We start from the raw sequence: 13,476 nt of genomic DNA on the forward strand, positions 1-13,476 counted from the left end.
CGCATTTTCATGCGAGCTCTTCTTTAAATATGGCGGTGAGGGGGGGATTGACTCGCTTCGCTCGCCCTGCGGGCAGACTGTTCGCTACGCTCTCAGTCTGTCCAACTGGCTGTCGCCAGTTGTCGAACCCCGGTCGGGGATTCTCATCCCCCCGCAGGCGTGCAATATGCGAAAAAAAAGCCCGCATTTTCATGCGAGCTCTTCTTTAAATATGGCGGTGAGGGGGGGATTCGAACCCCCGATACGTTGCCGTATACACACTTTCCAGGCGTGCTCCTTCAGCCACTCGGACACCTCACCATATTTTTTTGCTGCCTGACCGCTTGGGGGGCAACGGGGCGCTACTATAGGGAGTTGCGCTAACACGGTCAAGCAGATTTTCTGTATTCGTGCTCGTTCGGTTAAGCCTTAATCAGCTCTTGTCGCAGCACGGGTTATTAACGCTGTGAATCGAGCACTTCGCTGTTTTTAACTACTTCCTGTGCTTTGCCGTAGCTTTCGATCAGCAGCTGGTAAGCCGGGAAGATGTGGGTATATACCTCAGCCCACTCGGCTGCGTCCTCACGGTTCCAGGTTCTCTGGATCTCAGAGGCCAGCGCCGCCGTATCCATCGGAACCACACCGGCCTGCACCACGCGCGCCAGGGTGATCTCTTGCGCCATTTTGCTGTAGGTGCCGGAGGCATCAATCACCGCAAACACCTTATAGCCGTCCGCCACCGCGCTGATTGACGGGAAGGCCATGCAGACGCTGGTGATAGTGCCCGCGATAATCAGCGTCTTGCGCCCGGTCGCTTTCACCGCCGCAACAAACTCCGGGTTATCCCAGGCGTTGATCTCGCCTTTACGGGCAACATACTGTGCATGCGGCGCGTTGGCGTGGATCTCCGGGATAAGCGGTCCGTTCGGTCCCTGTGGGACGGACGCGGTGGTGATCACCGGGATCTTCGCCAGAGTCGCGATTTTTGCCAGCGCAGCCGCACGGGCACGCAGTTCCGGCATTGGCATATCCCCAACGGTCTGGAACAGACCGCTCTGGTGATCGATAAGCAACATCACCGCATCGTTCACATCAATAACCGGACGTGCGCCATTAAAATTCGCAGGTGTAGACATTATCTTCTCCTTTTATTAATTTCAGATCTGGCCGAAGCGGCCGGAGTTAAAATCACGAATGGCTTCGTTGATTTCGCTTTTACTGTTCATCACAAACGGGCCATAGCCCACGATGGGTTCATTCAGCGGCTCGCCGGCCATCAGCAGCACTTTGGCATCGCTGTTCGCCTCCAGGTGCAGTTTGTCGCCTTCCTGACTCAAAACGACCAGCTGGGCTTCACCCGCCTGCGTTGTACCGTTCACCGTGATGTTGCCTTCAAGCACGACCAGCGCGGTGCTCCAGCCTTCGGGCTGATTGAGCGTCAGATGGCTTCCCTGGTTCAGCGCGATGTCCCAGACGTTGAGCGGTGAGAAGGTGTGCGCCGGGCCGGTAACTGTCTCGTAGCGACCGGCAATAACCCGCAGCGAACCGCTGTTATCCGGTAGCGTCACGACCGGGATCGCATCCTTGGTAATGCTCTGGTAGCCCGGTGCCGCCATCTTGTCTTTGGCCGGCAGGTTGACCCAAAGCTGCATCATTTTCAGTTCTCCGCCTTTCTGCGAGAACGCGCTGGAGTGGAACTCCTCGTGCAAAATGCCTGCACCTGCCGTCATCCACTGCACGTCGCCGGGGCCAATGACGCCGCCTTTGCCCGTGGAGTCGCGATGCTCCACTTCACCGGAATAGACGATGGTGACCGTTTCAAAACCCCGGTGAGGGTGTTGGCCTACGCCGCGTTTCGCCCCATCTGCCGGAAAGGTGTACGGGCCCGCGTAGTCCAGCAGCAGGAACGGGCTCAGCGGCTCGCCGTGGGTTTGGTAAGAAAACATCGAACGTACCGGGAAACCATCGCCAACCCAGTGCTGGCGGGGAGCGGTATAAACGCCTGTTACGTTTTTCATGATTAACTCCTGATGTTCTGTTGATGTAATTAGCTTATATTCAGAGTTAATACTCCGGTAGATAGTGAAAATGGCATTCACTGTTCTGAAAATGGAACGATGAGGATTTATGCAGGATCTCAATGACTTCGTCTGGTTTGTGAAGGTGGTGGACTACGGCGGCTTTGCGGCGGCGGGAAGGGCGCTTGATCTGCCAAAGTCCAGGCTAAGCCGCCGGATAGCGCAGCTCGAGGAACGCCTTGGCGTGCGGCTTATCCACCGAACAACCCGACAGTTTACGGTGACCGAGGTCGGGCAGACCTTCTACCAGCACTGTAAAGCGATGATGGTGGAGGCCGAGGCCGCGGAGGAAGCCGTGGCTGCACTGCAGGCTGAACCGCGCGGTGTTGTCAGGATTACGTGCCCGATAACTCTGTTGCATGTCCACGTGGGTCCGATGCTGGCCAGATTTATGGCGCGCTACCCCGGGATTAATCTTCAGCTTGAGGCGACCAACCGGCGGGTAGACCTGGTGGGAGAGGGGGTTGATATCGCGATCCGCGTACGCCCGCGTCCCTTTGATGACAGCGACCTGGTATTAAGGGTGCTGGCTGACAGGGGACATTGTCTGGTCGCGGGTCCGGCGTTGATTCAACGCATGGGAGAACCCGTCGTGCCGTCTGAACTCAGTGCCTGGCCCGGGTTAAGCATGAACGAGGGGAAACATATTCATAAATGGGAGCTGTCCGGTCCCGGAGGTGCCAAAGCGGAGATCCATTACCATCCTCGATTGATCACCACCGACATGCTGGCGCTACGTGAAGCTGCCATGGCAGGCATCGGCGTGGTGCAGCTGCCGATTTTGATGGTTAAGGACCAGCTGGCGACGGGGGAACTGGTACGGGTGCTGGATGCGTGGGAACCCCGACGCGAAGTGATTCACGCGGTTTATCCTTCGCGGCGCGGCCTGCTGCCGTCCGTCAGGACGCTGGTGGATTTTCTGACCGAAGAGTATGCGCGGATGGTGGAAGAGTAACACTTCCCTCTCCCCTGGGGAGAGGGGCAGGGTGAGGGGCTCAGACCGCACCGAGCTGCATATAGCACCGGGGGGGGATTGACTCGCTTCGCTCGCGGTTACTCGGCCCATCCATGGGCCTCGCCCCTTTGGGCCAACGCAGGCGTTGTTCAAAAATGCTCCCGGCGTTTTTGTGCGGGCAGCCTGTTCGCTGCGCTCTCAGTCTGTCCAACTGGCTGTCGCCAGTTGTCGAACCCCAGTCGGGGGTTCTCATCCCCCCCCTTTACGGAGAATATAAAAGAAAAAAGCCCGTACTTTCGTACGAGCTCTCATCTTAAATATGGCGGTGAGGGGGGGATTCGAACCCCCGATACGTTGCCGTATACACACTTTCCAGGCGTGCTCCTTCAGCCACTCGGACACCTCACCATATTGTCATCCCGTTGTTGCCGGGACGGGCGCTAATGTAAGGAAAAGCCGAACTGCCGTCAACTCACTTTTTCAGTAATTTAGCGCGTTTAGACAAACTTCAGGCAACATGATTCTTAAATGTGCTGAAAGCGTCTTTTTTATCAGCAACACAGTCGCGCTATAAATTTGTTATGCTGACCATCCAGTGAAAAAGCAAAATAAATCAGCGCAATAAAAGGCAGGAATGACTATGGATATACTTTTCTATCACCCCACTTTTAATACGGCATACTGGATCAAGGCGCTTTCGGCGGCGTTACCCGGCGCACGCGTTCGCGAGTGGAAGCGTGGCGATAATGAACATGCTGACTATGCGCTGGTCTGGCATCCTCCGGTTGAGATGCTCCAGGGCCGCAAGCTGAAGGCCGTTTTTGCCCTGGGAGCCGGCGTGGATTCCATTCTGAGCAAACTGAAGGCACACCCTGAAATGCTGCCGGAAGATATCCCCCTTTTCCGCCTGGAAGATACCGGAATGGGCCAGCAAATGCAGGAATATGCCGTGAGCCAGGTGCTGCACTGGTTCCGCCGCTTCGATGACTATCAGGCCTTTAAACAGCGAGCCCACTGGGAGCCGCTGCCGGAGTACCATCGCGAAGACTTTACGATCGGCATACTCGGTGCGGGCGTGCTGGGCTCAAAAGTGGCCGAAGCGCTTGCCCCGTGGGGATTCCCGTTGCGCTGCTGGAGCCGCAGCCGCAAGGATTATCCGGGCGTTGAGAGTTTTGCCGGAACGGATGAGCTTCCTGCATTCCTGAAAGGCACTCGCGTGCTTATTAACCTGCTGCCAAACACGGCGGAAACGGTAGGGATCATCAATGAAGCCCTGCTCAATCAGCTCGTCGACCAGAGCTACCTGATGAACCTGGCGCGCGGGGTACATGTCGTGGAAGGCGATCTGCTGAAGGCGCTGGACAGCGGAAAGCTAAAAGGCGCCATGCTGGATGTCTATAGCCGTGAGCCGCTGCCCGCGGAAAGCCCGCTGTGGGCGCACCCGCGCGTGGCGATGACCCCGCACGTGGCTGCCGTGACGCGTCCGGCAGAAGCGGTGGCGTATATATCCCATACCATCAGCGAAATGGAAAAGGGTAACGCGGTCACCGGACAGGTCGACAGACAGCGCGGCTACTGAGAGAAACCCGGCGTTCGCCGGGTTTTTGCTAATATTCGCCGCTGATAACTGCTATCCTTTGGAAAAACCGCAGAGGAGAGAGAGATGTATCCCGTTGACCTGCATATGCACACCGTCGCCAGCACCCACGCGTATAGCAACCTCCATGATTATATCGCCCAGGCGAAGCTTAAAGGCATCAAGCTGTTCGCGATCACCGATCATGGCCCGGACATGGCGGATGCGCCGCACTACTGGCATTTTGTGAATATGCGGATCTGGCCACGTCTGGTGGACGGCATTGGGATACTGCGCGGCATTGAGGCGAACATCAAAAATACCGACGGTGAGATCGACTGCACCGGCCCGATGCTGACATCTCTTGACCTTATCCTCGCCGGTTTTCATGAGCCGGTTTTCCCGCCTCAGGATAAAGACACCAACACCGCGGCGATGATTGCCACCATTGCCAGCGGCAATGTGCACATTATCAGCCACCCCGGTAACCCGAGGTATCCGATTGATATTCAGGCTGTCGCGCAGGCGGCAGCGAAGCACCGCGTGGCGCTGGAGATTAACAACTCCTCTTTTGTGCACTCGCGTAAGGGCAGTGAAGCCAACTGTCGCGAAGTGGCTGCCGCCGTGCGTGACGCAGGTGGCATGGTGGCGCTGGGCTCAGACTCTCATACCGCGTTTACGCTGGGCGATTTCAGCGAGTGCCTGAAAGTGCTGAATGATGTTAACTTCCCGGAAGCGCAAATCCTGAACGTGACCCCACGCCGCATGCTCGATTTCCTCGAGTCGCGCGGAATGGAACCGATAGCCGAATTTGCCGATCTTTAATTGTGTAATGGAATCATAAAAATGAACGAGTTTTCCATCCTCTGCCGCGTGCTGGGTACGCTCTATTATCGCCAGCCGCAAGACCCGCTGTTGGTTCCGCTCTTTACGTTAATTCGTGAAGGCAAACTGGCGCAGAACTGGCCGCTGGAACAGGATGATTTACTGGAACGTCTGCAAAAAAGCTGCGACATGCAGCAGATCGCGACGGACTACAATGCGCTGTTCGTCGGCGATGAGTGCCGCGTTTCGCCATACCGTTCAGCCTGGCAGGAAGGGGCAACGGAAGCGGAAGTCCGCGCGTTCCTCTCCACGCGCGGTATGCCGCTGAGCGATACGCCAGCCGATCATATCGGTACGCTGCTGCTGGCGGCGTCCTGGATCGAAGACAACGCCGGTGATGATGAGAATGAAGCCATCGAAACCCTGTTCGAAACGTACCTGCTGCCGTGGGTCGGGACATTCCTGGGTAAAGTCGAAGCGCATGCCACCTCGCCGTTCTGGAGAACGCTGGCCCCGCTGACCCGCGACGCTATTGCGGCAATGTGGGATGAGCTGGAAGAAGAGAACGAAGAGTGATTTATATCACATAAATTCTGCAACTCAACATTTCAACTTGCAAGTAATGTGCTTCTGATCTCATTTCTATGGTGCGCATCTGCTAAGATGCGCGCCATGAATATATTACTTTGTATCGCAATAACGACAGGTATTCTCTCCGGGCTCTGGGGATGGGTAGCCGTGTCTCTCGGATTGCTCAGCTGGGCCGGGTTCCTCGGCTGCACCGCCTATTTCGCCTGTCCGCAGGGGGGCGTCAAAGGGCTCTTTATCTCTGGCTGCACGCTGATGAGCGGTGTTATCTGGGCGCTGGTGATCATGAAGGGCAGCGCGCTGGCGCCACATCTGGAGATGCTGGGGTACGTCATGACGGGTGTCGTTGCCTTTTTAATGTGCATCCAGGCTAAGCATCTGCTGCTTTCATTTGTGCCGGGGACCTTTATGGGGGCGTGCGCGACCTTTGCAGGGCAGGGTGACTGGAAGCTGGTGGTTCCCTCCTTGGCGCTGGGGTTGCTGTTTGGCTATGCCATGAAAAACAGCGGTCTTTGGCTGGCGTCGCGACGGGGAAAAGCGCAAAACATCACTGCGGTGAGCGAATAAAAAAAGGCGAGATAATCATCTCGCCTTTTTTATGCGGTTCCTGTCAGGATTCCGGAGGGACTGACATATCGCGGTATTTCACCAGTATCGGGTTCTGCACGTCTGCTTTGTTTTGCAGATCCCACAGCCCGCGGTCAATACCGTCGTTGATTAAGAAGATCACGCCGGTTTCAATGGCTGACATCAGGCACATCATGACCGGCTCGTTAGAGGTGTAGCCAATTTCACCTTCCAGCAAACGCTGGTAATCGATGAAGCGGAATACCCCAGCCTGCACTTCATAAGACAGAATGGTTTTGCTGGTGTTCACCGAAGAGAGCACTTCGCCTGTACTGACGTTAACCACACGCAGGTTGACGGCGATTTGGTCAAGCTGGTACTGGGTATCCGCACCGATACCGAAGTAACGAGCTCCTGCACCACCCGACTTAACGTTACTTTCGTAGCCAATAATCGATCCTTCGATCATCACGTTCGCTGCCGCCAGAGATTGCAGAGGCATGCGGTTATTGTCCGCGACGGTGCCATTTTCCTGAGCGGCACGAATGATTTTGCGTTCATTCAACAGGTTCTGGAGCCCCTGACGTTCCAGCGGAATAAACCAGTGCGAATCCTTGAGCGCGGTAACCAGCATGGCGGTGGCGCTTTGCGGCACAGCCGTGGAGAAGTTACTTGCCGGGTAAGGTTTGAATTGCCCGGTTTCATCCTGAATGTTGTATACGGAGACAAATATTTTCCCCGTAGGTGAAGGTAAATGCGTTAAATCACGATAACTCTGGGCCCGAGGCATTAATGTCGGTTTTGCAGCTTCTTTAGGTGGAGCAGTTAAACAACCGCTCAATAAGCACACTGCAACAAATATCAGGAAGCGCTGCATGATCGTTGTCCTTATTTAGCTATTGTTTAAAAGTCAGTTGAATTACTTTGTAGACCGGAAACCTGAATGGTGGAGATTCTTCCGGTTTTACGATCGGTCACGTTCAACTGAAGCTGTCCGTCAGTATTGGCGATATCAACGATAAAGTCGTTGGTCACCATGCGGCCGGGTTTACCGGTATTAATGTTGGTCAGTAACCCCCCTAAAATCTGCGACTGAATAGCTTGAGTGAAGTTGTCCAGTGCGGACGGGGTATCAACGCTAAAATCCTTTAAGCTGGGATCCTTATAGGAGTTTTGCGCCTGGGCTTCGTTCAGCAGGAACGCGCCGTTATTAGGGTTACCGCCAAAGTTAGGGTTACGGAACTGAAACGTCATGTTTCCGGCCCAGCTTATGGGTGTTATCAGCATTATCGAAACAACTGCATATGCAATACGCATGACAGCCTCCGCATATCGGTTCGCTAGAACTCGTCTTTTGCTAAATCGCTGGTGCTTAATAGGGCTTTATCTATTTGCAGGCGATTAATAGCGTCTTCTGATTGTGCCAGTGCTAAGGCTACGTTTTTATCGAAGTCTATTTTGGTCGGGAATAAAAACGTTTGATAAATAACGTACTGATTAGCCGTTATTGTTATCCAACTTCCCCATCGTGCACTGGGCCGCTCGTTGATTGTTATATTTCCGGTGTAGGTACTGTCCCATTTGTCACTGAAGGCGCGGTAAAAACTGTGCCCGACCGATGAGACAGTGTGGTCTGTTAACAATCCGGGAACTTCGACCTCGACGGCCTTCAGATTCCCGGCAGCGAGCAGGAAACTCGCTGCGGCGATCCAACTCAACGTGCGCTTCATGTGATTAACGCCTGAGGTTATCGTTTGCCCACGAAACAGCCTGAGTTCGGTTTTTAACAGCTATCTTCTTGAAAAGATTATAAAGGTGCGTCTTTACCGTATTTTCGCTGATAAATAACGAACGGGCGATTTCAATATTTGAAGCACCAATGCGTAACTTGTTCAGGATCTCTTTCTCACGGTGCGTGAGCAGCGCGGACTCTGAACTGTTATAGCGATAATTTCCGGAGTGCGTGATGAGATAGCTGGCAAGCTTTTGCGAAAAATAACACTCTCCGCGCAATATACCTTGCAGCCCCTCTACCACCCGGTCTTCTTCTTCCGTGACGTAGAACACGCCATTGATATGCGGCCAGCTTTCAATATCTCTGAAAGGATATTCATCAGGCGTATTCAATAATAGCACGCGGATATTATTGTTTTTCCTGCTTAAAATATCTTGCCAGTAATGGATAAGCTTTTTATCAGCTTCCATCATATCGAAAAGAATGATGCTGCCAGGTGCAATATCATCAAAAGAACGTTGAATATTATGCAATTTCCCGTTCAGTGATAAAGATTGCTTTAAATGTTGTAATAACGCTGTCGCTTGCAAAGAAGGTTTTGTGATCAACAGTAATGTATGACCATGTAAACTATGGACTTCATTATACATGATGAAACCCCACTTTTTTTGGCACCTGGCAGCTGTCCTCCTGTTTATTAGAGGACACCAGAAGTACTGACAGATGTTGCACTGCTGTGTGTAGAATCAGACCATAACCTCCACAGGGAGGTAAATATAAAACCAATTTCGTACATCTAATTTCAATCTAGCTTTTACGAAGTTTAAAGCAAGTGTTAAACGTGTAACAGAATGTAAAAATCAATATTAATTTGTGAAAACTGCTTGTTGTTAATGGTAATAATTGATGAAAAAGTTGTACATATAAATAGATGTGCACAGATTTTAAAAATCATACAAATATTTTTATGTGATTGATTTTTGAGATTATTTGTTATTTTTACGCAGCAGTAATTAAGTATGAGTTTCAGATTATTTCTAAGCCCATGAATGGGCTGCTGCCTGGCTTAAGAAAACAGGCGTCGTGTCACGCACTGAGAAAAATGATCTCCAGCCGTTACGGTTAAACAACGCGGGATGACGCCTGGACAGCCTTCATCCCGTTGTACAACCCGATCGCAAGACCTGCTTAATAAAAAATATAAGCTGACCTGATTAAAGTGATTTTTGATGTAAATTACGACTTTGTGGTGAGCCGATAAATAAAAATAAGCCGCGCGGGTGAGATATTTAAAATGTTTCAGCGGACATACTCTTCACCGTAACGACGCGTTAACACAATACGAGTCGTTTTAACAAGTAGCATTGTTATAGGGTTATGGCGTGATTAAATAGCCAGGTCCAGGGTGACAACATGAAAAACACATCGTTAATTATGATGTTTACATTACTGGGTGCGCCTGGATTTGTAACCGCAGCGAATTCAGATTTGGCAAATGCTGAATATAACTTTGCGGTTAACGAATTAAGTCTTTCATCACTCAATCAGGCAGCCATTATTGGTCAACGGGGCGTTTTCAATAACGCTGAGGTTAGCCAGGACGGTTCAAGACTCTTATCCATTGTATCTCAGGATGGGGCGGGTAACAGAGCGAGAGTTGATCAATCAGGGAGTTACAATTTAGCCTGGATCGATCAGAGCGGTAACGGGAATGATGCAGGTATTACGCAAGATGGATACGGTAATAGCGCGAAAATTATCCAGAAAGGGTCGGGTAATAGAGCAAATATTACGCAGTACGGTACGCAGAAAACCGCAGTTGTAGTGCAGAAACAGTCGCAAATGGCGATTAACGTTATTCAACATTAGCGCGTTCGCGACGACTTTAATCAATCCGATGGGGGTTTACCATGAAATTTATCAAAGTGGCAGCACTTGCAGCAATCGTAGTTTCTGGTAGTGCTATGGCGGGTTCTATTAATCAGGGCGGATGGGGTCATGGACATGGTCATGGTGGAAACAGTGGCCCAAATTCAACCCTGAATATTTATCAGAACGGTGGCGGTAACTCCGCGGTTGCCCTGCAGACAGACGCCAGAAATTCCGTCCTGAATATTAGCCAGACCGGCGGCTTTAACGGTGCTGACGTTGGTCAGGGCTCTGATGACAGTAAAATCAACCTGACCCAGAAAGGTTTTGGTAACAGTGCGACACTTGATCAGTGGAACAGTAAAAAATCCGTTATGAACGTTAGCCAGTCCGGCGGCTTTAACGGTGCACTCGTAGACCAGACTGCGTCCAACTCGACTGTTAACGTTACCCAGATCGGTTTTGGTAACCACGCGTCAGCTCATCAGTACTGATACTGAAATCTGTGCTACAAAAAAACAGGGCATCAGCCCTGTTTTTTTTCGGGAGTTCATCATGAATACCTTAATTCTACTCGCCGCGCTTTCCAGCCAGATAACCTTCAAAACGTCACAGCAGGAAAATATGACCACCATTGTTCCTCAGGTCACTCTGGCGCAGTCGTGTGATTGTCAGGTTCAGATTGTTTCTGTGCGAGAAGGGCAGGGGGGACAAAGTTCTTCCCGGCAGCAAAACACACTTTTTATACCCGCTAATCAGACGATTGATTTAATGCGCCTGAGTTTAAATATTAATGCGGGAGACACGGTAAAAATCGTTGTCACCGTTTCAGACGGTAAATCGCTGCATTTATCACAACAGTGGTCGCCAGCGGAGCGCTCGCTCTAAACGTTCATAAATCAATAGGTTGAGAATGTGGCGGGTCTGTGCCGTTGAGCTATGCTGATATCAGGGACCAGGTCGTTATGTTCCGTAACGTGAAACTTCGTTTGCAATAATAAATGAAGCGCGTTTACCCCTCATGGACGATTTTCATTGAGGAGTACCTATAATGAACAACTATTTTGCTCGACTCATGGCAGGTCTGGGTCTGGTCGTTTCTGCTTTGAGTATCCCGGCTTATTCGGCCAGGGTTGTTGACGGCGGTGTCATTCATTTTCGCGGTGCCATTGTCGCCGACCCCTGTGAAGTCACTCCCCAGAAGCAACAGTTTGCCATGTCATGTCCAGATAATAACCGTATGCAAACGCGTATGGTCAGCTATGAAGAGGCGCTTAACGGGAAAGTGAGCGACTCAAACGTGGCAACGCTCAATATGAAATACCTTAATCCTGAAAAAACGCTCGCGGTTGTCGAAATCCAGTATCGCTAATGCGCGCTCTCCCGCCCTGCGGTGGATGAGGATTTTTTCTGATAGTTTTTTCTCCCGGTCTCCTCTGCGATACACTTAAGAAAATGGCGGGTTGCAGAGGGGCTTTATGAAACCGCAAATTGAAATTATTCATGGCGATATTACGACAGTGCACGTCGACGTTATCGTCAATGCGGCCAATCCCTCCCTGATGGGGGGAGGCGGCGTGGACGGGGCTATCCACCGGGCTGCCGGACCGCAGCTGCTGGAAGCCTGTAAAACCGTGCGGCAACAGCAGGGCGAATGTCCTCCCGGTCACGCGGTGATTACGCTGGCGGGCAATCTGCCTGCGAGAGCGGTAATTCACGCGGTAGGGCCGGTCTGGCATGGCGGTGATCAGCACGAAGCGAGTATTCTGGAAGAAGCTTACCGGAACTGTCTGCGACTGGCCGCCGACAACGGTTATAAAACGATGGCGTTTCCGGCGATCAGCACCGGCGTGTATGGTTACCCTAAGGCCGCTGCCGCAACGATCGCCGTTGAAACGGTTTACCGCTATTTGTCGCTAAAACCGCTGCCAGAGAAGGTGATTTTTGTCTGTTTCGACGACGACACCACGCATCTTTATCAGCGGCTTCTGACTCAGCGCAGACAAGAACTGGAGAGCTGATGCAAACGCGGCGCATCTGATGCGCCGCGTGATTTATGAGGCTTTTGCCTGTGGTTTTCCTGAAAAGAGGAAGCGCAGGAGCGGGATCCGCAGATGGATTTCGTAGAGTACGATTGCCACCCCTACAACAAACACCAGCCCGGTAAAGAAGCCCAGCGTGTTGGAGGCGATGCGCGGTGTGATGTAAGCCCCGAAGAAGAGCGTCAACGGGTGATGCACCAGATAGATAAACAGTGACGCATTAACGAAGTAGGTCACGCGGCTGGACTTAAAGTTCAGCAAGCGGTGGCCCAGCGCGAATACGACGTTCACCATCCACAGCCCCAGCAGCATAGTGATCACGCTTTCCGTTTCATACATCCAGGCGTCGCCGCTGCCGTAGCGCTGATTCAGCAGATAGGCCGCGAACGCGAGGCTTGCCCCCAGCGCGCACCACGGTGACGGGGTGACAAACAGCGATTTAAGCTTCGGATGAATAAAAGCCAGCGCGCCGATTAAAAAGAACGGAATGTAGAACAAGGACTGCATCACCACAAAATTAAATAACCCGTCGCTCAAAATCGGCGGATAGACGATAAGCAGCGTCCGTCGCACGGCGGCATAGGCAATCCCCAACAGCAAGAAGAGCACAGACAGTTTGCCCATCGTAACGTTGGCGAAGAAGGTGTCGGCTTTTGTACTCAGACGGTGGCGCAGGCGGCTGAAAATCAACAGGCTCACCGTTGTGAGCACCACCAGCACCAGCAGGAACCACAGGTGAGACACCAGCTCCCAGACCAGCGTATTGTACTTTTCATACAGCGTAAGGTTCGGCCAGTTCTCCGCTTTGCCTTTGACGTATTGCAACATAATGAACTGAGGCAGCGTCAGCAGTGGAATTGCGGTCAGCATGGGGATCCCCACGCGCTCTACGCGCACTTTCCACCAGCGCTTGAGCGGGTATCGCAGAAACAGCATGTAAGAGAAATAGCCGGATATGACGAAGAACACCTGCATACGGAAGGCGTGAATAAAGTCATTAAACAGCGTCAGCCACCAGGAGGGCATCTGGCTATTCACATGCCAGGTGTGGCTGGAGTAAATCAGTGAAATGTGAAAGGGGATCCCCAATAGCATCAGCCAGGCCCTGATCGAGTCGAGGAAATATTCACGTTCTGTTGGTGTTGTGCTCATATAACGTTGTGCATTCTCAGACTTTTCGTCTTATCCCTAAGACTCATAATGGTTACATTCGAAGCCAACCCTACACCAAGACCGACACCCTGTCTCCAGGATAAGCACGC

Annotated in this window: 17 protein-coding genes, 2 tRNA genes and 1 other RNA gene; 10 read left to right on the forward strand and 10 right to left on the reverse strand. The window is 52.2% G+C overall.

Annotated features, from left to right (window positions below; translation table 11 throughout):
• Positions 1-30 precede the first annotated feature (30 nt).
• The 4 genes from ACWKXN_RS02510 to ACWKXN_RS02525 form a co-directional block, all read right to left on the reverse strand.
• Positions 31-168, reverse strand: a non-coding RNA gene (locus ACWKXN_RS02510) — RtT sRNA.
• 44 nt (positions 169-212) lie between these two features.
• A tRNA-Ser gene (locus tag ACWKXN_RS02515) sits at positions 213-300 on the reverse strand.
• Positions 301-437: 137 nt separating this feature from the next.
• Positions 438-1,115, reverse strand: a complete 678-nt coding sequence (locus ACWKXN_RS02520) for an isochorismatase family protein (protein WP_454543272.1) — start codon at positions 1,113-1,115, stop codon at positions 438-440.
• Between the two features lie 21 nt (positions 1,116-1,136).
• Positions 1,137-1,997, reverse strand: a complete 861-nt coding sequence (locus ACWKXN_RS02525; protein ID WP_048975956.1) for a pirin family protein — start codon at positions 1,995-1,997, stop codon at positions 1,137-1,139.
• A gap of 109 nt (positions 1,998-2,106) precedes the next feature.
• Here ACWKXN_RS02525 and ACWKXN_RS02530 point away from each other — a divergent pair, with 109 nt between their 5' ends.
• The gene (locus ACWKXN_RS02530; protein WP_094934946.1) at positions 2,107-3,012 is read left to right on the forward strand and encodes a LysR family transcriptional regulator; all 906 of its coding nucleotides are present in this window, start codon (positions 2,107-2,109) and stop codon (positions 3,010-3,012) included.
• Between the two features lie 320 nt (positions 3,013-3,332).
• Here ACWKXN_RS02530 and ACWKXN_RS02535 read toward each other — a convergent pair.
• Positions 3,333-3,420: transfer RNA gene (locus ACWKXN_RS02535), tRNA-Ser, on the reverse strand.
• Positions 3,421-3,652: 232 nt separating this feature from the next.
• On the opposite strand from ACWKXN_RS02535, the gene ghrA reads away from it, so the two are divergent.
• From ghrA to ACWKXN_RS02555, 4 genes are all read left to right on the forward strand, one after another.
• Positions 3,653-4,591 carry a glyoxylate/hydroxypyruvate reductase GhrA gene (ghrA, locus tag ACWKXN_RS02540; RefSeq protein WP_454543273.1) on the forward strand — a complete coding sequence of 313 codons (939 nt, stop codon included), beginning with the start codon at positions 3,653-3,655 and terminating at the stop codon, positions 4,589-4,591.
• An 84-nt stretch (positions 4,592-4,675) separates the two neighbouring features.
• A complete protein-coding gene (locus ACWKXN_RS02545; RefSeq protein WP_033145179.1) occupies positions 4,676-5,413 on the forward strand; it encodes a phosphatase in 738 nt (245 codons plus the stop codon).
• A gap of 21 nt (positions 5,414-5,434) precedes the next feature.
• Positions 5,435-5,989 carry a TorD/DmsD family molecular chaperone gene (locus ACWKXN_RS02550; protein ID WP_029740002.1) on the forward strand — a complete coding sequence of 185 codons (555 nt, stop codon included), beginning with the start codon at positions 5,435-5,437 and terminating at the stop codon, positions 5,987-5,989.
• 96 nt (positions 5,990-6,085) lie between these two features.
• Positions 6,086-6,568: a DUF1097 domain-containing protein gene (locus ACWKXN_RS02555; protein WP_075203910.1), complete on the forward strand. Its 483-nt coding sequence runs from the start codon at positions 6,086-6,088 to the stop codon at positions 6,566-6,568.
• Between the two features lie 43 nt (positions 6,569-6,611).
• Here ACWKXN_RS02555 and csgG read toward each other — a convergent pair whose 3' ends face one another.
• The 4 genes from csgG to csgD are packed head-to-tail and all read right to left on the reverse strand — an operon-like array spanning position 6,612 to position 8,953.
• Positions 6,612-7,445: a curli production assembly/transport protein CsgG gene (csgG, locus tag ACWKXN_RS02560; RefSeq protein WP_025755858.1), complete on the reverse strand. Its 834-nt coding sequence runs from the start codon at positions 7,443-7,445 to the stop codon at positions 6,612-6,614.
• Between the two features lie 26 nt (positions 7,446-7,471).
• Complete coding sequence (gene csgF / locus ACWKXN_RS02565) at positions 7,472-7,885, reverse strand: curli production assembly/transport protein CsgF (RefSeq protein WP_008500846.1); 414 nt, start codon at positions 7,883-7,885, stop codon at positions 7,472-7,474.
• Positions 7,886-7,908: 23 nt separating this feature from the next.
• Positions 7,909-8,298: a curli production assembly/transport protein CsgE gene (gene csgE / locus ACWKXN_RS02570; RefSeq protein ID WP_033145182.1), complete on the reverse strand. Its 390-nt coding sequence runs from the start codon at positions 8,296-8,298 to the stop codon at positions 7,909-7,911.
• 4 nt (positions 8,299-8,302) lie between these two features.
• On the reverse strand, positions 8,303-8,953 hold the full coding sequence (gene csgD / locus ACWKXN_RS02575; RefSeq protein WP_021240790.1) for a biofilm master transcriptional regulator CsgD: 651 nt from the start codon (positions 8,951-8,953) through the stop codon (positions 8,303-8,305).
• A 763-nt stretch (positions 8,954-9,716) separates the two neighbouring features.
• Between csgD and csgB the strand changes: the two genes are divergently transcribed.
• The 5 genes from csgB (at position 9,717) to ymdB (ending at position 12,193) form a co-directional block, all read left to right on the forward strand.
• Entirely contained in the window at positions 9,717-10,172 is a 456-nt protein-coding gene (gene csgB / locus ACWKXN_RS02580) for a curli minor subunit CsgB (RefSeq protein ID WP_033145183.1), read from the forward strand.
• 41 nt (positions 10,173-10,213) lie between these two features.
• Entirely contained in the window at positions 10,214-10,666 is a 453-nt protein-coding gene (csgA, locus tag ACWKXN_RS02585; protein ID WP_033145184.1) for a curli major subunit CsgA, read from the forward strand.
• Positions 10,667-10,727: 61 nt separating this feature from the next.
• A complete protein-coding gene (gene csgC, locus ACWKXN_RS02590; protein WP_033145185.1) occupies positions 10,728-11,060 on the forward strand; it encodes a curli assembly chaperone CsgC in 333 nt (110 codons plus the stop codon).
• Positions 11,061-11,223: 163 nt separating this feature from the next.
• Entirely contained in the window at positions 11,224-11,544 is a 321-nt protein-coding gene (locus ACWKXN_RS02595) for a type 1 fimbrial protein (RefSeq protein ID WP_096151205.1), read from the forward strand.
• Positions 11,545-11,650: 106 nt separating this feature from the next.
• On the forward strand, positions 11,651-12,193 hold the full coding sequence (gene ymdB / locus ACWKXN_RS02600) for an O-acetyl-ADP-ribose deacetylase (protein ID WP_023311113.1): 543 nt from the start codon (positions 11,651-11,653) through the stop codon (positions 12,191-12,193).
• Positions 12,194-12,226: 33 nt separating this feature from the next.
• On the opposite strand, the gene mdoC is transcribed toward ymdB, so the two are convergent.
• On the reverse strand, positions 12,227-13,366 hold the full coding sequence (gene mdoC / locus ACWKXN_RS02605; protein ID WP_454543274.1) for a glucans biosynthesis protein MdoC: 1,140 nt from the start codon (positions 13,364-13,366) through the stop codon (positions 12,227-12,229).
• Between the last annotated feature and the right edge of the window lie 110 nt (positions 13,367-13,476).

The sequence above is a fragment of the Enterobacter sp. UPMP2060 genome, from assembly GCF_053709655.1.